This is a genomic window from Bacteroidota bacterium, from assembly GCA_016718825.1.
Lineage (GTDB): Bacteria > Bacteroidota > Bacteroidia > J057 > JADKCL01 > JADKCL01.
In genome coordinates, this window is sequence record JADKCL010000005.1 from 277,559 (window position 1) to 302,931 (window position 25,373).

Genomic DNA, 25,373 nt, shown 5'->3' on the forward strand with positions numbered 1-25,373 from the left:
CAGTCAATTTTTGAAGGAATCCTTCGGATAACCCGCCTTCTTCCAAGCCTTGTACCGTGGATTCAATAAACGCAACGCCGCCTGAATCAGTACCCATAAGGTCAAAGAATAAAGCAGCATCATCATCGCGATGACCGGGAAGATCATCAGCCCGTTTTCATCAAGCCATGTATCAAACTCGGGCCATTGTCCTCGCAATGAGACCGTTGTGATGATCGCGAAGATCGCCTGCGCAAAAAAATGCGCCAAAAACATGGAATTCTTCTCCGAATCAGGAATCACATCGTGGGGTGCCTTGAGATAACGGAACCAACGGCGCAACAGGACGATGGGTACGATCGCGGCAAAACCAACGACGTACATGATCACCGAGAGCATTTCATCTTCCATGTTCGAAGAGGTTAGGGTTTAAGGCATTGTTTTACAGTTTCTTCCGAGCATGTATGTCTTTGATCAAGGGAGAATTGAAAATGGAGAATTGAAAATGGAGAATTGAAAATGGAGAATTGAAAATGGGATTGCATTTTGAACATGGAGAGGGGAGAGTTGAAAGACATTCGGGAACTCTCAACTCTCATCTCTCCACCACAGCACAAAAAGTGTCAAAACTTTTCACTATTCCCTTTTCACTGTTCACTTACCTGCCCAGTCCGTCCAACCAACTGTCGGCGTCGCTTTTGTTGGGGCGGTTGATGGGGGCAGCTTTGGTGCGGTTTCCGGGATGATCCCGTTCATTGAGGGAGGCCTCCACGATCTCGGGGTCTTTTTCAGCGTCCATGAAATCGCTTTCAGCGTCCTCGATCAGTTCGAGGATCGACGACAGCAAAATCGGATCCTTAAGGCCATCGATCTTGCGGATGACTTGGCGCTTGAGATCTTGAATTTGGCGGCGCCGTTCTGCATCATCGTGTTGTTCTTCGTCTTTCATAATTTTTTGTCGGTTGTGATTTCTTGATCCACAGCTTACATCACCTTCACTTCTTCCACCAATTCCGCTCCAAGCTCCTTGTTCAAAATGTCCTTGATCTTGCCCTTGGCATAGCCCAGCTCGGTTTTCCAGACGGGATTTTTCATGCGCACATAAAAGATACCCGAGCGAAACCAGATCTGTTCGGTGTTTTCAGCAATGGCTTTGCCCATGATGCGCGGCCAATCCATGATCAGTTGCTCGACCTGCACTTTCTCCTTCAATCCGTTGGATTGGAGGTAAAGTTCGATCGCTTCGCCGAGCGACATGTCATTTCTACGCATTGCCATTTAAGGGTGCAGGCTTTACGGTAGCAGCTGCGACGTAAAAATACTTGATTTCGCGGGTTTTTACCTCGGAAAAAACACTTGCACAGCGCTCGAGACTGGTATCGGTGATCAAAACCTGCCCTTTGACACGTTCGTCGAGCATGCGGGCGATGGCGCGGAGGCGATGCATGTCAAGTTTGTCGAAGATGTCATCGAGCAAAAGCAGCGGCGCAAGCCCCTTTTCTTCACCGAGCAAGGCATACTGCGCCATTTTCAACGCGATCACGAAAGTCTTTTGCTGACCCTGCGAACCGTAATTCTTCACGCCTTGTCCGTCAATCTGCAACACGAGGTCGTCTTTGTGGATGCCCGAATTGGTGCGTTGCGAATAGCGGTCGCGGTCTTCGTCGGACTTGAAGCGCGCCTGCCATTCTGCCGCATTGTTTTCCACGAATTGCGATTCCAGCGTAATGGTGGGTGTTTCTTTGTCGGAAACGATCCAACGGAAATACTCCAGAAATGCCGGGAGGAACTTCGCCAGAAACTGCCGCCTCTTTTCGAGAATGAAGATGCCCGGCTCGATCAATTGGGCGCTCCAGAGCTGCAATTGTTCGGGATCCCACTTGCGGCGCTCGCCCATGAGCGTGAGCAGGGCATTGCGTTGCATCAGCGCATGTTCGTAGGCGATGAGCTTTTGAAGGTATTCCTGACTGTATTGGCAAATCAGGCTGTCCATGAATTTGCGGCGTACACCGGGGCCACCATCGATGAGTTGCGTGTCACTCGGCAGCACTGCCACACTCGGAATCCTGCCGATGTGGTCACTCATCTTTTGTAGCGGCCGTTTGTCGAGGATCATCTTTTTGCCCTTGGGCGGCAGATAGTTGCATTGGACATTGTGCCGGCCGTCGGTATCCTCGAGATAGCCTTCGACGATGAAGTACTGTTCATCTTCCTTCAGGGCGTATTTTTCTGTCTTCGAATGCCATCCACGGGTCATGCTGAGATAATGGACGGCCTCCAGAATGTTGGTTTTGCCTTCGCCGTTGTTGCCCGTGATCACATTGATGCCGGGTGAGAGCTCAAGGCTCAGGCCCGCATAGTTGCGAAAGTGGGTGAGGTGAAGGTGGGAGAAGTGCATTGTGGCAAAGATCACTGTGCAATGGACAATTCACAATGATTAATTGGCAATGCAATACATGTGTTCTGAAAATCGTTAAGAATTGAAGCCCATGTTTCGTATTCCGCTCGGCTTTTTCGAGAATGTTTGGGATTGTATCAAGAAATGAGAATTGATCAATCAACATTTGAACCCGCTGATGTAAAAGGGTTTCAGTTTTTTTTCTGCGTTTCTGGGTTACCTTTTGCAGCTGTCGGTATTAGGTGATGTAGAATGTACAAAAGCTACAACATCATGAAAAAGCATACATTTTGGATTGTCGTTTTACTTCTGTTCCTCACTGTTGGAGGCACCGTTTCGGTTTTCTACTTTCAAAACGGAACAGAACCATCGAAAATGGCGGTTATTTCCCACAAGGATTTGGAAGGGCAGCAACAAATCGTGGAGGAACCCTGCCCGCAACCCGTTGTTGAATGTTTGGCAACAACTGGAGAATCAACTAAACCGCTTTCCATCCAAGAAGAGATCGCCATTCTCAACGATCCTGATGCGATTCCCTTCCTGAATCCATTTCATGATGGAAGGACCATTCCCCTACAATCGCCAAAGATTACCTCCAGCAAAACCAAGTTGGGGTATCAAGTGAAAATGAACGTTGGCTCATTTCTGACCACGCCAACCTACTCCGACGGAGTGCTTTATACTTCCGGTGGGTTTACTTCCCGAGAATTTTATGCGCTCAACGCGATTTCTGGCAAAGTGATTTGGGCCGTCGACCTCAGTGACGATGGCCCAAGTTCCGCGCTCGTTTTGGATTCGACCGTGATTTTCAACACCGAATCCTGTACCATTTTTGCCTTGGATAAGTTTTCTGGGGAACAAATTTGGGCAAAATGGATCGGCGATCCCTTGCTTTCGCATCCCGTTTCGGATGGGAAGCTGGTTTTTACAGCCTATCCCAAATTGATGAACGAACCCACTTCGGCAAAAGCTGAGCAGCTCAAAAAATTGGCACCAAGCCATCCATTTGCTGCATTGGATGTCAAGACGGGTGAGGTTAAATGGCAACGATGGTTGGACGGTGATGTGATGACTACACCCGTTTTGTGTGGGAATGAAATTTACCTCACGACTTTCACTGGCACCATTTACCGGCTTGAGGCAAAAACGGGAAAGATCCTGAAAGCAAGCACCTTGCAGGCCACTTCGTTGCCGACGATTGCCGGGAACAGCATATATACCACCAAACGCTTGCAGGTCAAAGGGAAAGTGAGCGAAGCCATTGTCGAATTGGACAAAAGAAGCCTTCGGATCAAGCGTACGCTCCTCGTGCGGGAGGCGCCCTACTTGGATAGCAAGGTACAAGCCCTTTCGTTGCTGAAGGACCAAAGCTCCGAATGGGACGCAGCGAATGGCTTTTTCTTTACGCCGGACGTCTCAGGTTATCAAAAGGCCGAAACACTTGTCGGGCAATCCAATATCTCGTCCCTTCAAAATTTTGTAGGATCGACCGTCGTCGTTGACAGCATGTACCTGTACAGCTGCTTGGGTGACCTTGTTGTTTGCCTCGATGTCCGCAGTGGTGGAATGGTATGGAGTTATCTGATCCCAGGGAATTTGAAGTTGGAGGGCGGCCATCTTGCTACGATTCCAATGGTACTTGATCGGTATTTGGTCACGAGCACACTGGAAGGTGAAATATTGATTATCAATAAATTGGACGGTTTATTGAGGAAGTCTTACCCCACTGAAACGGAAGTGCGCAATCAGCCCATCGTGGTCAACGGACGGGTTTATGTGACATCAACCGATGGTCAAATTACCTGCGTCGATACTAAAAACCGCAAATTGGATGGTTGGCCGATGTTTCTCAAGAACAACGCCCACAATTGCGAATTGGGTAGTAATCCGTAAATTTGAGATATGGCATATCTTGAAGAAATCCATCGTTTGTCGTTGTCAGAGTATGTCGCTTTGGAAGAGGAAGCAGAGTACAAGAGCGAATTCTACAATGGTGAAATTTATGCGATGTCAGGTGGAACACCAGCGCACAGTCGCATCGCCCTTGATAGCGCTTACGCGATGATCGACGCCTTCAGGCCCGGGGTTGTGAAGTGTTTGAAAGTGGATTGATGATCCAAGTTGAATCATTGAATGCCGTGTTGTACCCCGACGCAAGCGTTTTTGTGGGCCCTTGGAAAGCGACCCATCCATGCCGAATCTGATTCGCAATCCGAGCTTGATTCTGGAAGTTTTGTCCAGAGGAACCTCAAAGTATGACCGCGGAAGCAAATTTTTTAAATACCAGATGATTCCATCGCTGAGAACGTATGTCTTGGTCGAGCAAAATGAGCCGCGGGTGTATGTCGCCCACAAAAATGAAAACGGCGATTGGGGATTTACCAATTACTTTGGTTTGGATGCCGTTGTCGAATTGATCCCGTTAGGTGTAAGGATCAGGATGGCAGACATTTACAAGCGGGTATCGTTTTGAGCCGCGCATTCGTTTCGAAGGGATTCATCACTCCCCAAACCGTTTCCCGATCTCTAACTCCTTGTACCCCGTCGCCGGATCGACAACCCGCAGGAATTTGACATCTTCCAATTCGCCAATCACGATCTCGGCTGTTGTATAGACCAGGCAACCCTCTACGAGATGACCGCCAAAGGCTTGCCCTTCGCCGTTGGCGATGCCGAGGTGCAAGGTGGGCGCCTTCTGCCGAAAGTGTGCCCGAGAGTGACAAGATCTCCATTTTTTCCTCCCAGGTTCGGATGAAATCCCGTCCCGCCATGCGCAGCGCCGTCTTTGTGAGCGAACCTACGCAAGTCAAAATGCAGGCAGCTTGCAGGCCTTGACTTTTGCTAAAAGCGAGGAGTTCGACCTTGAGATCTTGGCCAGGAAGTAGGCGAATGGCGAAGGTTTTCATGGAGAATGCAGCGCGATGGTGAATGAAATTCGAAGGAAAAGCTCAAATATCCATGCTTTTCGCAATCGATCCAAAACCATTTGGCGCCCTTGCATCGCCGCGAATGCAGCCGTGATTGACTTGTGCAGGCACCTTTCGGAACCTTCACTTTCATTAAGCCTTTTTAAGGTGCTGGTTCCGTTAGATATCTGAAAAAATTGATTAATTTGGCCGCTCATTTGATGAAATCGCGTTTAAGCATGGCAAAAACGAGTACGAAGACGAAGGCGGCCCAGCCCTACTCCCGGGAGTTGCTGCTGCATTGGTATGAAGAAATGATGTTGCAGCGTCGCTTTGAGGAGAAGGCGAGCCAGATGTACATGCAACAAAAGATCAAAGGCTTCTGCCACTTGTATATTGGACAGGAGGCTGTGTCTTCGGGCATCGAGTCTGCGATCCACAAGGATGATTATTTGATCACCGCCTACCGTGACCACGGCATGGCCTTGACCCGCGGCGTGAGTGCCAATCAGGTCATGGCCGAGATGTATGGTAAACGCACCGGCAGTTCCAAAGGCAAGGGTGGTTCCATGCACATGTTTAGCAAGGAGCATTACATGTTGGGTGGGCACGGTATCGTGGGCGCCCACATCCCCTTGGGAGCAGGTTTTGCATTTGCCAGCAAATACACCGGCGACGGACGGATTTCGGTCTGTGCGTTTGGTGACGGTGCAGCCCGCCAAGGCGCGCTGCATGAAGCCTTCAACCTTGCCATGACTTGGAAGCTTCCCGTGATCTATGTCGTTGAAAACAACGAATATGCCATGGGTACATCGGTCGAGCGCACGAGCAACGTGACCGAACTCTACAAGCTCGGTCTCGCCTATGACATGCCTTCGTGGCAAGTCGACGGCATGAGCGTGATGGCGGTTTATGAAGAAATGAAAAAGGCCGTCGAACTCGTTCGTACGCCCGATCACGGTCCGGTTTTCCTCGAAATGAAGACCTACCGCTACAAAGGCCACTCGATGTCGGATCCGGCCAAGTACCGTACCAAGGAAGAACTCGAGCACTTCAAGAACGAAGATCCGATCTTGGAAATCAGGGCATACATCTACAAGCACGACATCGCAACCCCCGCCGAATTGGAGGCCATCGAGGCCCGAATCGAAGTGGTGGTGGAAGAAAGCGTGAAGTTTGCCGAGGAATCTCCATATCCCGACGCCAGCGAACTCTACGAAGACGTGTACCACACCCCGAATTATCCCTACATCCGACTCTAAGAAAGCACTGCAGCTGCGTTTCCGCTGATTCAGTGGAGCGCATCCAACTGACCTGAAAAGGAAGGCCGGGCTGCGGAAACAATACAAGGAAAAATGCAATACAACAGGGTAAACAACTTATTTGGATGGGTCACTTTTTTGGTGGCATTCATCACGTATTACCTCACGATGGCCCCCACGGCCAGCTTTTGGGATTGCGGCGAATTTATCGCTTGCGCCAATGAGCTTGAGGTTCCTCACCCTCCGGGCGCTCCATTCTTCCTGCTTTTGGGACGTTTCTTTGCCATGTTTGCAAAGACGCCTGAGACGGTAGCATGGTGGGTCAACATGGTCTCCGTGCTGTCAAGTGCGGTTTGCGTCATGTTCACATTCTGGATCACGACTTACTTGGCACGCAAGCTCGTGGCCTATGGCAAGAAGGAATTGGACATGAACGAAACGCTTGTCGTGATGGGTTCCGGCCTCGTAGCTGCCTTGACTGTCGCATTTTCCGATTCGTTTTGGTTCAACGCGGTGGAGGCCGAGGTCTATGCCTTGAGTTCCTTCTTTACTGCCGCGGTCGTATGGCTGATTTTCAAATGGGAGGCACGCGCCGACGAACCCGACAACATGAAGTGGATCATTTTGATCGCCTTTGTGATGGGCATCTCGATCGGTACGCACTTGCTGAACTTGCTCGCAGTGCCGATGCTGGCATTCGTGTACTACTTCAAGAAATTCAAAATCAATCCGGTTGGCATCGTCGTGACCTTCATGACTTCGATCGTGATTTTGGCTTTCATTCAATATGGTGTCATTCAGAAGTCTGCTGAATTTGCTTGGTTGTTTGAGCGCATCATGGTCGGTTCCGAGCGGATGGACGTCGAAACCGGAATTTATGAAGCATCCGGATGGGGAATGGGCTTCGGAACTGGAATCGTTGTCTTCATGATTTTGGCCTTGGGGACGCTGTTTGCCGGACTTTTTGTCACGCAAAATCAGAAGGTCAGCAACCGTTTGTTTGCCAATCGTGACGCCCTGCGCGTGATCTTGAATACAGCTTGCTGGAGCATGCTCGTGATCGTAGTCGGCTATAGCAGCTACACTATGATTGTGATTCGTGCAGGTGCCGGCGCACCGATCAACGAAAACGATCCAAGTTCGGCAGCATCGATGATCAGCTACCTGAAGCGTGAGCAATACGGCGACTCGCCGCTGTTGCGTGGTGTGCGCTACAACGATGCCGCAGACGGCCGCAATCAAAAGGTCGAATACAAGCGCGAGGCTTATGTCCAAGTGAAGGAGCCACGTGTTTTGGAAAATGGCGCCTACACCTTGAAAGATGGCGGCAGCCTGAATGTCAAAAATGGTGTGGCCGAAGGGTTCACCGTTCCTGCCGCCAACGACGGCGACCGTTTTGTGACCAAACTGAAGGATGGACGCAAGGTCACAGTCGATGCAGAAACCAAAATTGTCTCTCGTGTTGAAGACCGCTACCTCTGGTATGGCTTCAAACAAGACGTAGACTATACCTCCGGTAAAGTCTGGTTCCCAAGGATGCACTCTGCCCAAGGTGGCCACTACGGCGGCGAATTCGGGTATAAAAACTATGTCAAACGCAAAGGCGGTTCGGATTCGCCTGCGGATGACAAGCCGACATTCGGCGACGACATGAAGTTTTTCTTTGACTATCAGGTGCGTCACATGTACCTGCGCTACTTCATGTGGAACTTCGCAGGCCGCGAAGGGGATAGCCAAGACATGGGCTGGGAAAGCGGTTTCGAATTCGGCAAATTCTCGGGTCAACCCCATGAAATGCTGAACCACCAAGGCAAAAACCACTATTTCCTGATCCCGTTGCTTTTGGGCTTATTTGGAATGGTGTACCAATTTGTGAAACGCTACAAGGATGCAACGAGCATCTTGCTGCTCTTCTTCTTTACAGGTTTTGCGATTATCCTCTACCTGAATCAAACCCCTGCACAGCCGCGTGAGCGTGACTATTCTTATGCTGGTTCCTTCCAAACCTTTGCGATTTGGGTCGGATTGGCTGTTGTAGCGATCTATGACATGCTTCGCGATTTGGTCAAGCTTGGAAAACCCATTGCCATGGCACTCTCCTTGCTTCCATTGGGTTCGCCCGTGATCATGGCCGCGCAAAACTGGGACGATCACAACCGTCACGTACAATATGTAGCACCTGATTCGGCCTACAACTTGCTCAACAGCTGCAAGAAAAACGGCATCATCTTCACCAACGGCGACAATGACACCTTCCCCTTGTGGTATATTCAGGAGGTCGAGGGTGTGCGAACGGACGTGCGCGTCGTGAACTTGAGTTTGCTCAATACCGACTGGTACATCGATCAGATGAAGTTGCAAAGCAACGAATCTCCGCCGCTTCCGATCTCTTCGCCACAGCAAGACTATATCGGCGATGTCGGTGCATTCCGTCAGTGGAAGCGCGGCGAAGTGGTGCGTATCCCGGTTGATCGCAAAAAGGTGCTTGAAAATGGCACTGTTTTGCCCGAATACGCTCCCTATCTGATCGCGCCGGAAGTCGTTTGGCCGATTGCCACACGTGGCGGCTCACAAAGCTACCTCCTGAAGCAAGACTGGGTGATCTTGGACATCATCATGACCAATGCCAAAAATGGCTGGGATCGTCCGATCTATTTCAGCAGCACCATTCCACCGAGCAGCTACATCGGATTGCAGCCTTGGTTCCAAGTCGAAGGCTTGGCCAACCGCGTGGTTCCGGTTGACTTCAGCAAGTTCCCATGTCCAGCCACCGATCCTTACTCCCGTTCGGGTCGCGTGCAGGCAGACATTTCTTATGACTTGCTCATGAACAAGTTCCGTTACAGAGGCTTGTCGGATTCTACGATGTACTTGGATGACCACATCCGCCGCACCATCATCGGCAACATGTCGAGCATGATCTTCCGCGCTGCGAATGCCTTTGCAGACGAAATGGATTGCCTTGGCAACCAAAACAAGATGATGACCGCGATGAAGAATGCCACGCCAGAGAAGGCCGACAGCTTGAACGCCGTGATCGCCAAGAATAAGAAGAAGATGGAAGAGGCCAAAACCAAGGCTGCCCAGCTTCTGACGATGGCCGACGACAGCATCAGCGACGCAGCCCGTGGCAATGACGCGATCTATCCGATGTTTGCCTCGACCGTTTGGGAGCGTTTGGACAACGTGGAAATGGTCAAGAAAAACTTCGAAAAGGTCTTGAAAAAGGCCGAAGCCTGGGTCGCTTACTTCAACGAGTCCGAGATCAAGCTTCCGGAATACGACCGTCTCATGAGCGCAGTGCCATTTGTGATGCAAAAGGCGCGCGAAATGAAAGACTTCGAATCCGCAGCACGTGCAGCACAAATTGCCTTTGACGACAGCAAGGACCCGCAATACAAAGCGATGGCCGAGCAGTTCAAGGCAGAAGCCGCAGGCGGCGGAGCACCCAAGGAAAAAGCACCTCAGCCGATCGAACTCAACGTCCCCAAAGACAGCGACTCGGTCCCAGTGGTGATCGAATGATCAATTGAATTTCAAAAATGCAGGGTTGCGGTTCTGACCACGATCCTGCATTTTGTTTTGAATACTTTAGAAGGAGTAAAAATGGCAGAGCCAGAAAATAGGGATTCAGGCAAGCGCGGCCCCCGCAACGACAGGCGTGATGACCGTCGTGGACCGGCACCAGAGCGTCGTGACGCTGGGCAAAGCAGCCGTCCGCCTCGCCGCGACGACGCGCGTGACGAGGAGAAATTGGAAGGAAAAGACTTCATCTACGGTGCCCGCACCGTCATGGAAGCGATGGAGGCAGGCCGTGCAATTGACAAGATCCTCATGAAAAAGGGCCTTGACAGCGAATTGCGCAACGATGTATATGACCTTGCGCAGAAGGCCAACATCCCGATCCAGGTTGTTCCGGTCGAGAAACTCGACCGCTTGGCGCGCAATATGAACCACCAAGGTGTCGTCGCGTTCACCGTTTTGGTGCCGTATGCCGATTTGGAGCAAGTCCTCATCGGACTCGAATCCAAAGGCAAGGAGCCGCTGCTCCTCATGATCGACCAAGTCAGTGACGTGCGTAACTTCGGCGGCATTACGCGCTCGGCCGAGTGTTTGGGTGTGGATGCCATCGTGATACCCGAGCAAGGGAGCGCGCGCATCAGCGCCGACGCAATGAAGGCGAGTGCTGGCGCGCTCAACCACGTGCCCGTATGTCGCGTGCATCACCTGCAAGACGCGGTTTATATGCTCAAAGACCGCGGCATTCGCATCGTGACATGCGGCGAAAAAGCCAAGGCCACACTTTGGGAAACAGATCTCAAAGGTCCGCTTTGTCTGGTTTTTGGCTCGGAAGACAAAGGCATCACGCCCAGGATCATCAAATCTGCGGATGCACAATTGAGTATCCCGATGTTGGGACAGATTTCGTCGCTGAATGTCGGCGTTTCGGTGGGCGTTGTGCTCGCCGAAGTCGTGCGCCAACGGTTGATGTAATGTAGATTTGCAGCAAGGGCATGGAGACACTCAGAATCGCTGGATGTCTCCATGTCTTTGTGGCTTAAAACGGAAACAGAATGTCAAAAATCCCCAATCATCTCGCCCAGGAAAGCAGTCCTTACTTGCTGCAACATGCCTACAATCCGGTTGATTGGCATCCTTGGGGGCCTGAAGCCTTGGAAAAGGCGCAGCGGGAAAACAAGCTGCTCATCATCTCGGTCGGCTATGCTGCCTGTCATTGGTGCCATGTGATGGAGCATGAGAGCTTCGAGGACGATACGGTCGCATCGGTGCAGAATGCGCATTTTGTCAGCATCAAAGTCGACCGCGAGGAGCGTCCCGACATCGATCAAATCTACATGGACGCCGTGCAATTGATGACCGGGCAGGGCGGTTGGCCGCTGAACTGTGTGGCTTTACCGGACGGTAGGCCGATTTGGGGAGGCACTTACTTCAAAAAGGGGCAATGGATCGACATCTTGACGCAACTTGCGGATTTATGGGAAAGTCGGCCGGGGGAAGCCTTTGGCTATGCTGAAAGGTTGACCGATGCCGTGCGGAAAATGGATGCTTTGGTGCCGGTTGCCGCGCCTTCGCCGTTTACCAATGCATTTTTGGAGTCCGTGCTCAAGCCTTGGCGCGCCTTGTTTGATGCCCGTTGGGGAGGCTACAACCGTGCGCCCAAGTTTCCCATGCCCAACAATTGGCTGTTTTTGTTGCGGGAAGGGAAGCGGCTGGATGATCTGGGGCTTGACCCTTGCCGTCAAAACCACCCTCGAAAAGATGGCTTGGGGCGGCATCTACGACCAATTGGGCGGTGGATTTGCGCGTTACAGCGTTGATGGCATCTGGAAGGTTCCGCACTTCGAAAAAATGACCTATGACAATGGGCAGTTGATGTCGTTGTATGCGGAGGCCTACCGAGTGATGCCTGATCCGTTGTACAAACGCGTTGTAGAGCAGACGTTTGACTTCATGCAGCGCGAATTGATGTCACCCGAGGGTGGCTGGTATTCCTCTTTGGATGCAGACAGCGAAGGGGTGGAGGGCAAGTTTTATGTCTGGAAAAAGGCGGAGGTCGAAGCCCTTCTAGGAAACGACAGCGGATGGTGGTGTGAATATTACCAAGTCACCGACTTGGGCAATTTTGAGCATGGGAACAGCGTTCTGATCATGCAAAAGAGTCCGGCTGATTTTGCCGCAACGCGCGGAATGACGGAAGAAGCCTTTCTCAAGCGCTTGGAAGCTGCCAATGCCTTGATGTTTGATGCCCGCGCACCACGCATCCGGCCCGGATTGGACGACAAGGTCTTGACGTCTTGGAATGCGTTGATGCTCAAGGGTTGTGTGGATGCCTACAAAGCCTTTGGCGATGCCAGGTATTTGGACGCCGCCTTGCGGAATGCGATTTTTTTACGGGACAACATGCTTCAGGGCTCCCAATTGATGCGCAATTTCAAAGCAGGCAAGGCAAGCATTCCAGCCTTTTTGGATGATTACGCCCTTTTGGCGGATGCTTGGGTGGCCCTGTACCAAGTTTGTTTCGACCCCAGCTGGCTGAAACTTGCAGAAGGCCTGCTCGATCATGTCAAGGCCCATTTTTACAATCCGGCGACGCAGTTTTTCTTCTTCACCTCCGACGAAGATCCTGCCTTGATCGCGCGCAAGACGGAGGTCATGGACAATGTGATCCCGGCGAGCAATTCGGTGCTGGCAAATGCCTTTTTTGATTTGGGACACTTACTTGGTCGTGCCGACTTTGTGGAATCTGCCGAAAGGATGCTTCAGAACATTCAGCAGGATATGCCACGTTATGGCAGCGGCTACAGCAACTGGGCCATTTTGATGCAGAAATTTCTGGAGCCGTTTTGCGAGGTCGTAGTGACCGGACCCACGGCGCTGGAAACCGCTGCCGAAATCGATCGGGTTTACCATCCCAACAAAATCTTGGTCGCAGCCGTATCGGAAGAAGCTGGTCAACCCGTATTGCTGGAAGGCCGTTTTGTGCAAAACGAAACGTATATTTATGTCTGTCAAGGAAATACCTGTCAGCTTCCAGTGAAGGATGCGGCAGCAGCGGTGGAATTGATGGAAAGGCTTGGAAGGTCCAATTGAGCTAGGTCATGAAGCAACGCTTGAAATCGAGAAGTATCCAAAGGCGCCTTCGGTCGATGGTCCTCCTTGCACTTGTAGGGCTACCCTTTTGGGCCATTTCGCAAGGTGCCCCACCACGGAAGGATGTGGAGGCGGCCCTTCGGATTCCGAGCAAAACGTTACGCGCAGGCCGTTTTGGCATCGGGATGCGCAATGCGGCCAATTTATGGGGCGACAACAAGATGCTTGGCATCGGCGCAGGTGGGCAGCTCAAACTGGCATTTTCGCCAAGGGTCAACACTGATTTTTTTGCCGATTTGATTGATTCCAAGGGCGAACGTGGCAGCTTCCGCAAGGATTATCATATCGGCTGGGCGGTGCAATTCGGATTGTTCAAAGGCGGATTTGGGAGCCGGAAATTCGTCCCCTATCTCATGGCAGGCCAATGTTTTGACCTGACGAAGGTTGGCGTGGTCGGGCAAACAGCCTCTCCACTGATCTTTTCGGCAGCCGTGCAAGGCGGGGCAGGCGTCAGCAGCTTCGTTCACCGCAACGTCGAGCTGAATCTGCAGCTTCAATACATGATGCACATGACGCAGCACGTCCACCTCAATTGGAACGAATTGGGCGTGGCGAGCTACGACATCGACAAGGGCGCGAGCGCGGAGGGACATTTGCTCACCACATTTTCGGTCACCTTTTACTTCCTCAACCTCTGGAAACGATGAAAAAGCTGCTGATTTTGCTGCCGATGTTGTGTTCCGTTGTGGTCTTCGGGCAGAAGCAAACGGGCATTCACGCGGGATTGGTGCGCGTGCAAGGAACCGTTGCATTGGGATTTGACATCAATAAAGTCACGCCCGAACAGCGTTACTACATTTATGGGGAAGGCGAAGTGCTCATCAGTAATCATATCGGCGTAAACGGCTCGGTTTGGTACAATTTGGGATCAAGTGAAAGGCGATTTTATTCATTTGGCAATCCGGAAGGGGCAGAGGATACCAAGGTGCATTCCGTTCTTGCCGGCCCCGTTTTCCATGTTTTCGCGAATCAGCCATTGGATTTGTATGTGGGGATTCAACCTGGATTTTCCCCGACGACCTCCAAATACAATACCCCTTTGGATGGGGTTGAAACGGAATTGCAAATTTCCCCGACCGCGTCAGCGTTTGGCGGAGTCGCCTACTACGGCTCATTTTTCCATCTTTTTGCACAGGCACGCTACGTGCGAACGCAACACTACAGCCTCCGCAATCAGCAGTCGCTGAGTGATTTGCGTTTGTGCATTGGCTTGGGATTCAACATTAATTGAAGGCGCAACCTGCATGCGGATTGCCGCAGAGGAAGGCAAGGCAAATCAGCGCTTGGCCTGCATAGTAGGTCGTCATGACCCAGTATTTCGCTCCGGGAATGGGTTTTCTGAATTTGTCCAGAGCGAGCAAGGTATCTGAAAGTGTGAAGGTGAATGCACCCGCGATCAGCAAACCTGCATTCGATCCTCCTCTTAAGACCGCCATCGTATCCATCGTCAAAATCACGGAAATATAGACGTAGACCGGCAGCTTCATTTCGCCGAGATGCGGATTGAGCACCACCACCATTCCGATTCCGAATACCAGCAACACGCCGAGCAGCCAAACATAGTCCATGGTCCATTCCGAGCCGTTGGAAAATGTAAAAACATAGATGACGTGCGCGAGCAAGAACGAAACCAATCCGCCGATGAAGAACTTTTCGCCCTCAAAACTCAGGCTGATGTCACCCATGGCGGAGAGCACAAAGCCCGCACAGAGCAATTTTCCATGGATTCCCGGAATCAACAACAGCGCCGCCACCGCCAAAGTCAGTGCTGGAACGGCCTTGATGGCAAATGCTCCCGGAAACGGCAATTTGTGGATGAGTGCGAGATAAGCCACCGCGCCAACGGAAAAGAGAATCGTGAGAATCAGAGGAAGGTGCTCCATACAACTTGGGAATTTGAACGAAGATAAAAAGAAAGGGACACCATTCGAAGTAAAGCCTTCTACATTAGCCTTCCAACTGTGAAAAGACGTCGTTGCTGATCAGAATCCCTGTATAGTACCATTCTTCCTCGTACTGCAAAACACTGTAAGCGATATCGACCGGCTTGTCTTGCCAGCGCATTTCCATCACGACAGCACGCATTGTGAGCAGAGATTCTGGATTTTCATCGTTTTGGAGAATGCCGCCGTATTGAAGTTTGGCAAGTTTTACGCGATGCTTTTTGGCACTTTTGAGAATGTCATCCAACTCCTCCTGCATCTTCTGTTTCATCTTTGCCAGAACCGAGGCAGGTGTGGCGGTGGATGGAGCACCTTCGGATTCCTTTTTGCTCTCCTCAAGCATTTTTCCCACCGCCGCCTCGGTCGGCATCATCGATTCCATCCTTGCGAAGTCTTTGTTTTGGATGGCTTCAAAAATTTCACGGCCGATGCTTTCGGGGGTACGTTCCACCTTCGTTTCCTTTTTGGAAAGTGGGGGTGAAATCAGGAAGGCGAAGCAACAAAGCAGTGAAATCAGGAATTGCGCCATTTTTAAATACTTTTATCCAGAAAAAACATTGCAAGAAACGGCGCGAACAATGCCCCGCAACCGATCCAGTATCCTAATCCCGTGTTGATGAAAAAGTTACCGACGATGCCTGCCTGCGGTCCGAAAAAATTGACGAGAAAGAATGCCGCAATGTTGAAAAGGAGCAAGTAGGTGAATGGACCTCCGGCATACTTTCCACGAATGGCCATCGTAAGTCCAAAAACGGGGAAAAACAGGAACGCGGAGAGTAGAATGCAATTTGTGAGGGTGGCCATACCCGTGGTGCCGACAAATAGTGCCTTGATATTCCCTGCAACACCTGCGCTGCCCGGCTCCTTGACCAAATTCACCAAATCGATGATGCTGAATTTGCCAATGAAGGGCAAAAAGATTGCGACAATTGCCGCCAAACCACATAAGCGTACGATGACTTTGAATGCAGGTCCGGAATCTCCGGTGTTGTCAGCGCCTAACTTTGAACTAGCCATAGGGAGTTTTTGAACGTTGAATTTGAAAAGTAGAATGAATCAATCCTTAAAAATAGGCAAAATGCTTATGAATTGACGACTTCGTCTGCTGCACGGTAACCGGTTTCAATTGCGCCGTGAACCGTCGCAAAATGCCCCTCGGTATGCGTGGCTTCGCCAGCAAAGAACAGTTTTCCATCGACGGATGAAGCCAGAGATTTGCGGGCGTTGCCGCTGCCCACCGTCGGAAAGGAATAAGTGCCTTGGCAATAGGGGTTTGCATACCAATCCTCGACATGGCTCGACACCAAGGTGCTGCTAGCAACGGCGTTTCCGTAAACTTGGTCGAGTTCGGCGCAAATCGCTGGAACAAGGCCGGCGCCCATACCGCTGAGGGTGAGCGCATTGTCGCCATGGACGAATGCCGTGAGCAAATTGTCATTGGCACTTCGTCCGCCACCACCGGTAGCCCAAAATTCTGGAACCAAGCCGCCGCCATAGATCGACCCGGTTCCGGCAGGCCAAAATCCTTGATTGAATTTGAGAATCACCTTCATCCCGGGTCCCATTCCAAGTCGATCGATGGCTTGAAGTTTGTTGAATGGGAGCTCCGGCAAAAATTCGATGAGACCTGCCTTCAAGACACCCAGAGGTACCGTTACGATCACCTTGTCGCTTTGGTATTCAATCCCGTTGCTGTCGGTGCAAACCACCTGTGAACCTGAGGAATCGATGCGAAATATGTGGGTGTTGAGTTGGACGTTTGACAAAATGTCGGCGAATTTTTCATCGAGAATGGACTTGAAGGAACGGTTTTTGACGAGGTCGTTTTGGTTGCCTGCCGACCAGGCATTGTCTGCTATTTTTACCTCTTTGGCACTCAGATGGTTGTTGGAGGTGCCGTATTCGTTGCCGAGGAGGGCATTTGCCAAGGGTAGAAGGTTGGTGGCAATTCCCTCTTGCGCTAAATAGTCAGTAAATGGGATATCACCGCCCGTATAATTTCCCATCTCCTCCACAAGACGTATCAGCTTGTCAAATTCAGCGTCTCCAACAAGGTCATCCCAAGGCCTTGCAACGCCGTCAATGATCACATAGTCGTTTTGGTCATTGTCTTTGATGAATTCAGCATTGGTATCTTTGACAATGTCATACCAAACGCTGCGGTGGCCATGGATTTCTTCAGCTCCCAACTCGATGGGGAAATCCGCGAATCCGATCAGTTCCTTGATGCGTCCACCGATGCGGTCAGTCGCCTCTAAAATTTTCACCGTTGCGCCAGCCTGTTTCAACAGCCATCCCGCATACAAACCAGCGGCACCGGCGCCGATGATGGTCACAGTTCCGCTGTATTCGTTGAGCGGGCCATCCTTTTTGCAACCGCTCAGACTTGGGCCTAGCATCGGTACCAATCCGCCGAGAGCCAAGAGTCTCAAGAAGTGTTTCCTGTCCATTGAAAGATCCTTGCCAAATTGATTCAGGGTGAATTTACAGGAAATGCGCGTCAAAAACCTAACGCGGATTCGTTTTGGCCCAAACCAGCGGCACCATTGAAATGCTAACTATTCCGCATATTTTTGCCAGCACCTCAAAATTCATGCGTCACAAGGAGCATCAAAATACAAGTGAGAATGCCGATTTTGGCCATCCGTTGTGGACGGTAGGCTATTGGATTGGGCAACCACAAGAGCTTCCGCTTGAGGTGAGGGGACGGTACAGCGAGATGAAATACGGATCGGTCGAAGCCCAAGCTTGGTGGGTTGAGATGCTTTCTGCGCAGATTTTGTCGGATGCGCGATTGACTGCATTGCGCGAGCGGTTTGGTCGGATTTATCTGGCCTCTTCGGCCTACGGAGCTGTGCCGACAGCGGCGGCAAATCTCACTGGCGCGCTTGCCGCCAAGCTTTCCGAGGCGGGATGGTCGGTGGAATTGTTCAAAATCGAGCGCCAAGGAGGTTTTGAACGCACCAACTACGGTACTTTGGGTGCGTCGGCACGCCGGCGGGTCATGCGCGCAAGGAGACTTGGGCTCAGCAAGGAAATCACCGAAACACTGACCGGAAAATTTGTTTTGGTCATCGATGATATCCGTTGCACCGGGGCCCACGAAAGAGAAATTATAGCGCTATTTGCCAATGAAACCAAGCTTGGTGCGCTTGCCTTTGCCTATTGTATCGGATTTGAAGGCAATACGCAATCCAACGGAGAAGAGGACTTGAACCATGCCAAAGTCACGCAGCCAACCGACTTGCTGCCTTGGTTTGCCGATGCTGCCACGCATCCACGCATCAATGCACGGATGCTTAAATTCATTTTGCTCCAAAATCAGCAGCAACTCAACGACTTTTTGAGCCATGCCGGGGTGGCGGCTGCAACACAACTTTATGCGGCAGCTTTAAGTGCCGATGGGTATTTTGACAAACCACGTTTCAAGTTGGGATTCTCAGTTTTGGAAGAATGGCTGATCGGTGCCGGAGCGATTGCTGAAAGACGGTCATTTCAAACGCGTAATCTGTTGGAAGGCAAGGTTGTCGTGTGGAATGTCGCAACTTCTGAACGCGCGGGCTTTTTTTGTGCGGAATCGATGAGGGACCTTTCAACGGAGGTTTCACTTTACAGCCGATTCAAATTTGGTGACGTTGATGCGATCCGAAAGCTGTCGCGGATCCTTGCCGATCGCTTCGTAAGTGCCTTAGAAGCAGGGGGAAGCCTGCGGGATACCTTTGAGCGGGCAAGTCATGAAGGAGAGTTTGTGAGTCTCACCGCACCCGGTATCCGCAATGTGGTATCAGCGAGCAATGCCTTGATGCGTGAGGTCGGTATGCTTGTGAACGTTTGGTTGACAACGCATGCGCTCCCAACCATGATCATTCGCAGTCTTCCGAGACTCAGTTCGGGGCGTGCCAACTACGCCGAACTCAATGCAACAGAACGCCAATCACGCGAGAAAACAACGCAAACCCTTGTTCCAGAACGTGAATATCAGCTGTTTCCAAGCCATGTCATCTTTATCGATGACATCGAAGTCACTGGGCAAACAGCCAATAGAGCAAGGGAGGCAAGTCTTGGAGCTGGTGCGTTGAGTTTCCACAGCGCATTCCTTTTCCGCGTCGATCCCGATCTTGCAAAGCAGCAAGCGGGGGTTGAGCATCAAATGAATCACTTTTTCGTCAGTAGGAAACTGGATGCCAATATCGGGTTTCTGGTAAAAAATATTGATTATCAGCCAGTTCAGCGAATGCTCCGACTGTTGCTTCATCCCGAAAACCGAGATGATCTTTTGAGTTTCCTTGATGAATATGTCTCGGACGAAGTTCTGATCAGAGTTTATCTTGCCTCGATGGCCAACGATTATATGTGGATTCACGCCCCAGATCGTGGAGTAACGGGGGAATATGGCCCTTCATTGGTGTTGATGCGCACATATATGGCCGACCGTGGTTTGCTGGATGAGCGTGGTTGGCCGAAATGAGCCTTAGAGCGTCACTGGTTTTTCGACATAGCTCTTCCAACGCTCAAGTCCTACCTCGTAATCCTTGCCTATTGCGCCTTCCATGCTGATAAACAGGAACATGATGTTCATCGGCATTTTGAATTTGGCCTCAAAACCCCAGGTCACTTTGGTTCCATTTCCTTCTTGGGTGATCCGCCAATAAGACCTGTTCACAGCCTTGAAAGGTTTTTTGAAAACGCAATTCGGTTTCGATATAGCTGTTGGGATCCAGCAGTTTGACTTCTTGCTCTCCTTCGCCGACTTCTTTGTTGCCTTTCCACCATGCAATGGAGCCTAATTCGCCTTCTTTGCCTTTATAGCCTCTGATTTGATTCGGGTCCCGGTTGTTCCAAGGTGACCATTCATCAAAATTCTTGAGCGAACGAAGCGACTGAAAGGCTTGCTCTGGAGAAACATTGGCAACGATGGCGCGCTCCAGTTTTGCCCCTTTGGGTGCAACCAGCATCAGCACAATCAATACCAAAACCAATCCGGCCAACACATAAAGTACGATCATAAGCTTTGAAATCGATGAATGCGCTACAAGATAACGAAAATTCCGAACAGGCAACCATGCGATCAGGGCATTGTGATGGACGATTGGTTGGGCGTTGGATCAAATTCTTTGAAGGGTTCACTGTAAGAATGAGGAAATGCACTATATTGCTATGATCAATTTGTAGTTCAAATGACTAGAAGACTCAAAAAGTTACACCTTGCTACCTTCCTCGTCTTGGTTGGGTTTCTTGCAACGACCATAACAGGTTGCAGTAACAAGCCTGATTCCATAGCAGGCCGTGTTTATTGGTATCAATGTTATTGGGTTGGGGGCCCGAACGACTTCAGCCCCTACGCTGAATTTAACGATGGGGGCGTTTTGGTGCACCACGATGATACAGCGACAATCACTGGAACATGGTCCAATGTCGAAGAAACCGTCATTTGGACGCTGAACAATCCTCCGAAAAACACAAGTTTCAGGGGAACCTATGACAGGAAGGCCATTCAAGGCAACATTTCTGATGACTTAGGAGGTTCGGGGTGGTTCCAAGGCTCTCGCAGGTAATCGTTTACCTTGGTTTAGAATTTTAACTGCCTCTTTTCCTAGAAAAGCATGGGAGTTGTATGCCTTTGCTGCAATACAGGCAGGAGGCTAGGAAATTTTTCCGAAGAGCTTCTTTATAAGCAGAATCCTGGAGGTTGACAGTAAGGCACAAGGATCTACATCCTCAGTGGGAAGGCGGAGAACATAGTGGAATTCACAGAAATTCTGCGCAATCGGATTTGACCTTGCAAAATCAGAAGGAGGTGATCAACAAAGGATCAAGCCAATGTCAATGGCAGCAAGGGTGAATTTTGTGGCAGGGGTATTTACTCACGTAACCGTGGTGCTTGCTCGTGGTGCAACCAGTCGCAGCAATCAGCGCAATCGCCATCAAGGCCAAAACAATCTTCTTTTTCATCAGCTCTCTCAAATGTTTGGGGCCATAAAACTAAACAACTTTTTGGGATTCGAACGATAGAATTCCTTCAATTCACGCATTCGATAGATTTACCCTCTTTTTTACGCAAGTATTTGAAGTTGGATGCCGATTTATCGCATTTCCCAGCCAATTCGTGGTAAAGATTTTTAAGATCGGAATTTTGTCTCCAAATTGAGGGAAAATCACCAACGCGAAGCAATGAAACATGTTGTCATCATAGGAAACGGCGTTGCTGGCGTGACCGCTGCACGCTACATCCGCAAATGCAGCGACTACGCCATCACGATTGTGTCGGCAGAATCCAAACACTTCTTTTCCCGTACCGCGCTCATGTACGTGTACATGGGCCACATGCGCATGAAAGAAATCACGCCCTATGAGGATTGGTTTTGGGAAAAGAATCGCATTAACCTGATCCAAGCCTACGTCGAGCATGTAGACACCGCGCATCAACGCCTGCAGCTCAGTTCGGGCAAGGATTTGCACTATGACGCGCTTGTAATTGCTACCGGCAGCAGTTTCAATAAATTTAACTGGCCTGGCCAGGATTTGATGGGCGTCGGCGGATTGTATTCGCTGCAGGACCTTGAATATATGGAGTATTGGACCAAGCATGCCAAGCGCGGTGTGATCGTTGGCGGCGGTCTGATCGGCATTGAAATGGCCGAAATGCTTCTTTCCAGGCATATTGACGTGACATTTTTGGTCAGAGAAAGCAGCTATTGGAACAATGTGATCCCGGCCGAGGAAAGCGCGATGGTGAGCAGGCATATACGGGAACATCATGTGGACCTGCGACTCGGCACTGAACTCGCCGAGATCATCAACGACGGTACTGGCAAAGTCAAAGCCATCAAGACGAGCAAAGGCGACATCATTGAATGCGAATGGGTGGGTTTGACCGCGGGGGTACGTCCCAATGTACATTTCCTCAAAGGAAGCGACATTCATCTTGGACGCGGCGTGTTGATCAATGAGTATTTTGAGACCAATGTCCCCAACGTTTACGCCATTGGCGATTGCGCCGAATTCAGGCACCCCTTGCCGCTGCGCAAGCCAATCGAGCAGGTTTGGTACACGGGGAAAATGCATGGTGAAACGGTTGCGCTGAACATCACGGGCAAAAGAAGGGCCTATTCACCCGGAATTTGGTTCAATTCGGCCAAATTCTTTGACATTGAATACCAAGTCTATGGCGAGGTTCCACCAGTCCTGCCGGCAGCTGAAGATACCCTCTATTGGGAGGCAAAGGACGGTCACAAAAGCATTCGAATCAATTTCAGGAAGGACACCAATGTGGTCACCGGCTTCAATTTGATGGGCGTGCGCTACCGACACAAGGTCTGCGATCAATGGCTCCACGAAGGTCGCACCTTGGACTACGTGATTGAAAACCTTCGTGCCGCCAACTTCGATCCCGAATTTTTTGCAACCTATGAAGTTGAAATCGCCGCACTTTATACCGCCAAAACCGGAAAACAGGTTCGGCAAAAAAGTCGGGGAAGCCTCCTCTCCATGATTTTTGGCAAACATTCGCTGGCCAAGCCAGCCGTTTCATCCACAAATATCCACTGAACTCCAGCGCGTTGAAATTATGAGTACTGTCGATCATTCTTTGTCCTTGACCCCGCCGGCACAGATGTCGGGGGTGGAAAGATTGGGTGCCTTGCTTACCGGGCTCGGTATTTTGGCCTTGTTGGTGGGATTTTTGAGTGCAACGCCATTAAGTCCCTGGCTTGTGATGGGATTCGGAGGCGCATTTATCGTATCCGCGGGCGTGCTGAGCTCAATCAACCGCAAGAAATATAGATCCTTGAGTGCGATATGCCTGTTCACGGGCGTCATCAGCCTGGTATTGTTGGCTTTGCGAGCCAATTTGACAGGTTGGGCCATGTTTGCCGCAGTTTTTGTCGTGACGGCCATTGGCGCGACCATCTATTTCTGGGGAGCATTTGGCAAAGGTCCTGCCGGGATCAAGAACAATGGCATTTTTCACAGCGAAGCAACCCGGCAAGCCGGAGCGATTAGCTGGATGCTCGCCATTGCCTTCACAGGATTTTACATCATTCTCTATTGGTTTCCCGATCAGCTTTTTGGCCTTGTGGCTGCTGCCGATCCGCTTTACCATGCGATTACGGGCAAAAGCACCTATTGGATTGACGAACAGGGCATGGGCCATGTGACCAATCAATGGTTTGTCTACGGCTTCATTTACACGGTTGCCGTGGTCGTGATGGGTTTCCGTTTTATCCTGAAATATCGGCACAGCAAATACCAAATCGTGCGTACACTTTGCGTGGCCTTCTTTCAGTTGGTCATCGCATTTGCGTTGCCGACGGTTTTTGAGGTGTTGAATGAAAAGCAACGCGTTCAATTTGAGCCGGCAGTTGCTTCCTATTTGCCTGTCTATCAGGGCTACGAATCAGCCAAGAACGAGTACTACGCTGTGAAGGACAGCGTCGACAAAGGTGTGAACACCGCGCTTTACAGCCCGATGCTGGCAGGTTTGGAACAACGGTACAACGCCGCCAAGGAGCAAACTTTGGAGGCTCAAGGACCGATGCTCGCCAAACGTCCGCAGGTGACTGCGCATTATTTCAGCTATTTCTGGCCATTGGGATATGACCGATTGACGCCGAGTACGATAGAATACTACACAGGCGTCGAGCCATTTGATGGTGTGCACGTGCCGAGCAGCGATGGCAAATACTTGACCACACAAGCTGGATTTGGCACATTCGGATGGATTGCGATCGGCTTCGGCATCTTCATGAGCTTTGTCGGGGTGGTTGTGCTGACCTATTTCTTTGGGAAACGTTGGTATTGCTCATTCGTCTGCGGTTGTGGCGGTTTGGCCGAAACGGCAGGCGACCCCTTCCGGCAGCAGAGCGACAAGTCACTCAAGGCCTGGCGCATCGAGCGCTGGTCGATTTATTCGGTTTTGGGCCTCATCACCTTGGTGACGGTACTGCTGTTGGTCGACTGGAAATTGCATTTCCTTGGTGAAGGCTTGAAGGGAAACCTTAAAAGCGGATACGGTTTCCTCATCGGATCCTGCTTTGCAGGGGTCGTTGGGACCGGGTTCTATCCGATCTTGGGTTCGCGCGTTTGGTGCCGTTTCGGATGCCCGCAAGCGGCCATTTTGGGGATTATCCAGAAATACTTTTCCCGTTTCCGTATCACCACCAATGGCGGTCAGTGCATCTCTTGCGGCAATTGCAGCACCTATTGTGAGATGGGGATCGACGTCAAGTCCTATGCACAACGTGGCGAAAACATTGTGCGTGCTTCCTGCGTCGGCTGCGGCGTGTGCAGCAGCGTTTGCCCACGTGGTGTTTTGAATCTGGAGAATGGTCCAACCGATTCCCGCTACAACGGTTTGGAACCAATTTCGATCTCCGCAGGCGAAATTCAGATCAAGGGTTGATCAAGAAGCAAGGATTGCTGAAGGTCTAAGGGGTCCTCAGAATGTCAATTGAGTTTCCCCAATCGGCATCTGATTAGCGCCTGTCTCGAATTCTTTCCTAATTTCGACCTGTGAATCCAAACATCTTGGTGATTATTCCCGCATTCAATGAGGCGGAGTCGATAGGAAAGGTCGTGGGAGACATCCCCAAGGGATTGGTGAGGGAAGTGGTGGTCGTGAACAACAGTTCGACGGACGCCACGGAAACCAATGCCAAAGCCGCTGGTGCCACGGTATTGCGTGAAACTCGGCGCGGCTATGGATTTGCTTGTCTTTGCGGGATTGCCTATGCGAATGCCAAGCAGGGTGCTGAACGTCCGGATATCATCGTGTTCATTGACGGGGACTACAGCGACCATCCGGAACAATTGCCGGAATTATTGCGGCCGATACTGGAAGAGGGCTATGACATGGTCATCGGTTCACGGGCCTTGGGCGCGCGTGAACGGGGCTCTATGACGCCTCAGCAAGTTTTTGGAAACTGGTTGGCAACCACGTTGATTCGCCTGTTTTACCGCACGCGGTACACTGACCTTGGGCCATTCCGCGTAATCAAGATGGATAAACTGTTGGCTTTGGAGATGAAGGATCAGACCTACGGCTGGACGGTGGAAATGCAACTCAAGGCCGCCAAAAAGAAATTTAAGACAACGGAAGTGCCTGTAAATTACCGTCGTAGGATCGGAGTTTCCAAGGTTTCGGGGACAGTGAAGGGAACGATCCTGGCAGGGTATAAGATTCTTTACACCATTTTTAGATATTTGTAGGCGAATT

At 50.8% G+C, this 25,373-nt stretch carries 22 protein-coding genes and 2 pseudogenes; 14 read left to right on the forward strand and 10 right to left on the reverse strand.

Annotated elements, in window-relative coordinates; translation table 11 throughout:
* Nucleotides 1-3: 3 nt before the first annotated feature.
* The 4 genes from IPN95_07735 to IPN95_07750 all read right to left on the reverse strand — a co-directional run bounded on the left by IPN95_07735 (nucleotide 4) and on the right by IPN95_07750 (nucleotide 2,392).
* A complete protein-coding gene (locus tag IPN95_07735) occupies nucleotides 4-390 on the reverse strand; it encodes a hypothetical protein (GenBank protein ID MBK9449295.1) in 387 nt (128 codons plus the stop codon).
* 247 nt (nucleotides 391-637) lie between these two features.
* Complete coding sequence (locus IPN95_07740) at nucleotides 638-928, reverse strand: hypothetical protein (protein MBK9449296.1); 291 nt, start codon at nucleotides 926-928, stop codon at nucleotides 638-640.
* Nucleotides 929-963: 35 nt separating this feature from the next.
* On the reverse strand, nucleotides 964-1,251 hold the full coding sequence (locus IPN95_07745; GenBank protein MBK9449297.1) for a DUF721 domain-containing protein: 288 nt from the start codon (nucleotides 1,249-1,251) through the stop codon (nucleotides 964-966).
* On the reverse strand, nucleotides 1,244-2,392 hold the full coding sequence (locus IPN95_07750; protein ID MBK9449298.1) for a DNA replication/repair protein RecF: 1,149 nt from the start codon (nucleotides 2,390-2,392) through the stop codon (nucleotides 1,244-1,246). Before IPN95_07750 ends, IPN95_07745 begins: the two co-directional genes overlap by 8 nt.
* 258 nt (nucleotides 2,393-2,650) lie before the next feature.
* Here IPN95_07750 and IPN95_07755 point away from each other — a divergent pair, with 258 nt between their 5' ends.
* The 3 genes from IPN95_07755 (at nucleotide 2,651) to IPN95_07765 (ending at nucleotide 4,850) form a co-directional block, all read left to right on the forward strand.
* Nucleotides 2,651-4,270, forward strand: a complete 1,620-nt coding sequence (locus tag IPN95_07755; GenBank protein ID MBK9449299.1) for a PQQ-binding-like beta-propeller repeat protein — start codon at nucleotides 2,651-2,653, stop codon at nucleotides 4,268-4,270.
* A gap of 9 nt (nucleotides 4,271-4,279) precedes the next feature.
* Nucleotides 4,280-4,489, forward strand: a complete 210-nt coding sequence (locus tag IPN95_07760) for a Uma2 family endonuclease (protein ID MBK9449300.1) — start codon at nucleotides 4,280-4,282, stop codon at nucleotides 4,487-4,489.
* 79 nt (nucleotides 4,490-4,568) lie between these two features.
* Complete coding sequence (locus IPN95_07765; protein ID MBK9449301.1) at nucleotides 4,569-4,850, forward strand: Uma2 family endonuclease; 282 nt, start codon at nucleotides 4,569-4,571, stop codon at nucleotides 4,848-4,850.
* Between the two features lie 27 nt (nucleotides 4,851-4,877).
* Here the strand turns inward: IPN95_07765 and IPN95_07770 are convergent.
* Nucleotides 4,878-5,283 (reverse strand): annotated as a pseudogene (locus tag IPN95_07770) (DNA-binding protein).
* A 221-nt stretch (nucleotides 5,284-5,504) separates the two neighbouring features.
* On the opposite strand from IPN95_07770, the gene pdhA reads away from it, so the two are divergent.
* From pdhA to IPN95_07800, 6 genes and pseudogenes are all read left to right on the forward strand, one after another.
* Nucleotides 5,505-6,545 carry a pyruvate dehydrogenase (acetyl-transferring) E1 component subunit alpha gene (gene pdhA / locus IPN95_07775; protein MBK9449302.1) on the forward strand — a complete coding sequence of 347 codons (1,041 nt, stop codon included), beginning with the start codon at nucleotides 5,505-5,507 and terminating at the stop codon, nucleotides 6,543-6,545.
* A gap of 93 nt (nucleotides 6,546-6,638) precedes the next feature.
* Nucleotides 6,639-10,070 (forward strand): DUF2723 domain-containing protein, encoded by a 3,432-nt coding sequence (locus IPN95_07780; GenBank protein ID MBK9449303.1) that lies wholly within the window; start codon nucleotides 6,639-6,641, stop codon nucleotides 10,068-10,070.
* Between the two features lie 81 nt (nucleotides 10,071-10,151).
* On the forward strand, nucleotides 10,152-11,039 hold the full coding sequence (rlmB, locus tag IPN95_07785) for a 23S rRNA (guanosine(2251)-2'-O)-methyltransferase RlmB (protein MBK9449304.1): 888 nt from the start codon (nucleotides 10,152-10,154) through the stop codon (nucleotides 11,037-11,039).
* An 80-nt stretch (nucleotides 11,040-11,119) separates the two neighbouring features.
* Nucleotides 11,120-13,157: pseudogene (locus tag IPN95_07790) on the forward strand (thioredoxin domain-containing protein).
* 8 nt (nucleotides 13,158-13,165) lie between these two features.
* The gene (locus IPN95_07795) at nucleotides 13,166-13,864 is read left to right on the forward strand and encodes a hypothetical protein (GenBank protein MBK9449305.1); all 699 of its coding nucleotides are present in this window, start codon (nucleotides 13,166-13,168) and stop codon (nucleotides 13,862-13,864) included.
* Nucleotides 13,861-14,448 (forward strand): hypothetical protein, encoded by a 588-nt coding sequence (locus IPN95_07800; protein MBK9449306.1) that lies wholly within the window; start codon nucleotides 13,861-13,863, stop codon nucleotides 14,446-14,448. The genes IPN95_07795 and IPN95_07800 overlap by 4 nt, the downstream gene beginning before the upstream one ends.
* Here IPN95_07800 and IPN95_07805 read toward each other — a convergent pair.
* The 4 genes from IPN95_07805 to IPN95_07820 form a co-directional block, all read right to left on the reverse strand.
* Nucleotides 14,441-15,100 (reverse strand): lysoplasmalogenase, encoded by a 660-nt coding sequence (locus tag IPN95_07805; protein ID MBK9449307.1) that lies wholly within the window; start codon nucleotides 15,098-15,100, stop codon nucleotides 14,441-14,443. The two genes, IPN95_07800 and IPN95_07805, sit on opposite strands and share 8 nt — an antisense overlap.
* Nucleotides 15,101-15,164: 64 nt before the next feature.
* Complete coding sequence (locus tag IPN95_07810) at nucleotides 15,165-15,611, reverse strand: hypothetical protein (GenBank protein MBK9449308.1); 447 nt, start codon at nucleotides 15,609-15,611, stop codon at nucleotides 15,165-15,167.
* An 80-nt stretch (nucleotides 15,612-15,691) separates the two neighbouring features.
* On the reverse strand, nucleotides 15,692-16,177 hold the full coding sequence (locus tag IPN95_07815) for a hypothetical protein (protein ID MBK9449309.1): 486 nt from the start codon (nucleotides 16,175-16,177) through the stop codon (nucleotides 15,692-15,694).
* Between the two features lie 65 nt (nucleotides 16,178-16,242).
* Nucleotides 16,243-17,610, reverse strand: coding sequence for an FAD-dependent oxidoreductase (locus IPN95_07820; protein MBK9449310.1), 1,368 nt, complete (start codon nucleotides 17,608-17,610; stop codon nucleotides 16,243-16,245).
* Nucleotides 17,611-17,711: 101 nt separating this feature from the next.
* Between IPN95_07820 and IPN95_07825 the strand changes: the two genes are divergently transcribed.
* Complete coding sequence (locus IPN95_07825; GenBank protein ID MBK9449311.1) at nucleotides 17,712-19,628, forward strand: hypothetical protein; 1,917 nt, start codon at nucleotides 17,712-17,714, stop codon at nucleotides 19,626-19,628.
* A 130-nt stretch (nucleotides 19,629-19,758) separates the two neighbouring features.
* Here the strand turns inward: IPN95_07825 and IPN95_07830 are convergent, their stop codons facing one another.
* Entirely contained in the window at nucleotides 19,759-20,166 is a 408-nt protein-coding gene (locus tag IPN95_07830) for a polyketide cyclase (GenBank protein MBK9449312.1), read from the reverse strand.
* 171 nt (nucleotides 20,167-20,337) lie between these two features.
* Here IPN95_07830 and IPN95_07835 point away from each other — a divergent pair, with 171 nt between their 5' ends.
* The 4 genes from IPN95_07835 (at nucleotide 20,338) to IPN95_07850 (ending at nucleotide 25,366) form a co-directional block, all read left to right on the forward strand.
* Nucleotides 20,338-20,715 (forward strand): hypothetical protein, encoded by a 378-nt coding sequence (locus IPN95_07835; GenBank protein MBK9449313.1) that lies wholly within the window; start codon nucleotides 20,338-20,340, stop codon nucleotides 20,713-20,715.
* 616 nt (nucleotides 20,716-21,331) lie between these two features.
* The gene (locus tag IPN95_07840; GenBank protein MBK9449314.1) at nucleotides 21,332-22,708 is read left to right on the forward strand and encodes an NAD(P)/FAD-dependent oxidoreductase; all 1,377 of its coding nucleotides are present in this window, start codon (nucleotides 21,332-21,334) and stop codon (nucleotides 22,706-22,708) included.
* A gap of 595 nt (nucleotides 22,709-23,303) precedes the next feature.
* Complete coding sequence (locus tag IPN95_07845; protein MBK9449315.1) at nucleotides 23,304-24,560, forward strand: 4Fe-4S binding protein; 1,257 nt, start codon at nucleotides 23,304-23,306, stop codon at nucleotides 24,558-24,560.
* 110 nt (nucleotides 24,561-24,670) lie between these two features.
* Complete coding sequence (locus IPN95_07850; GenBank protein MBK9449316.1) at nucleotides 24,671-25,366, forward strand: glycosyltransferase family 2 protein; 696 nt, start codon at nucleotides 24,671-24,673, stop codon at nucleotides 25,364-25,366.
* The last annotated feature ends 7 nt before the right edge of the window (nucleotides 25,367-25,373 follow it).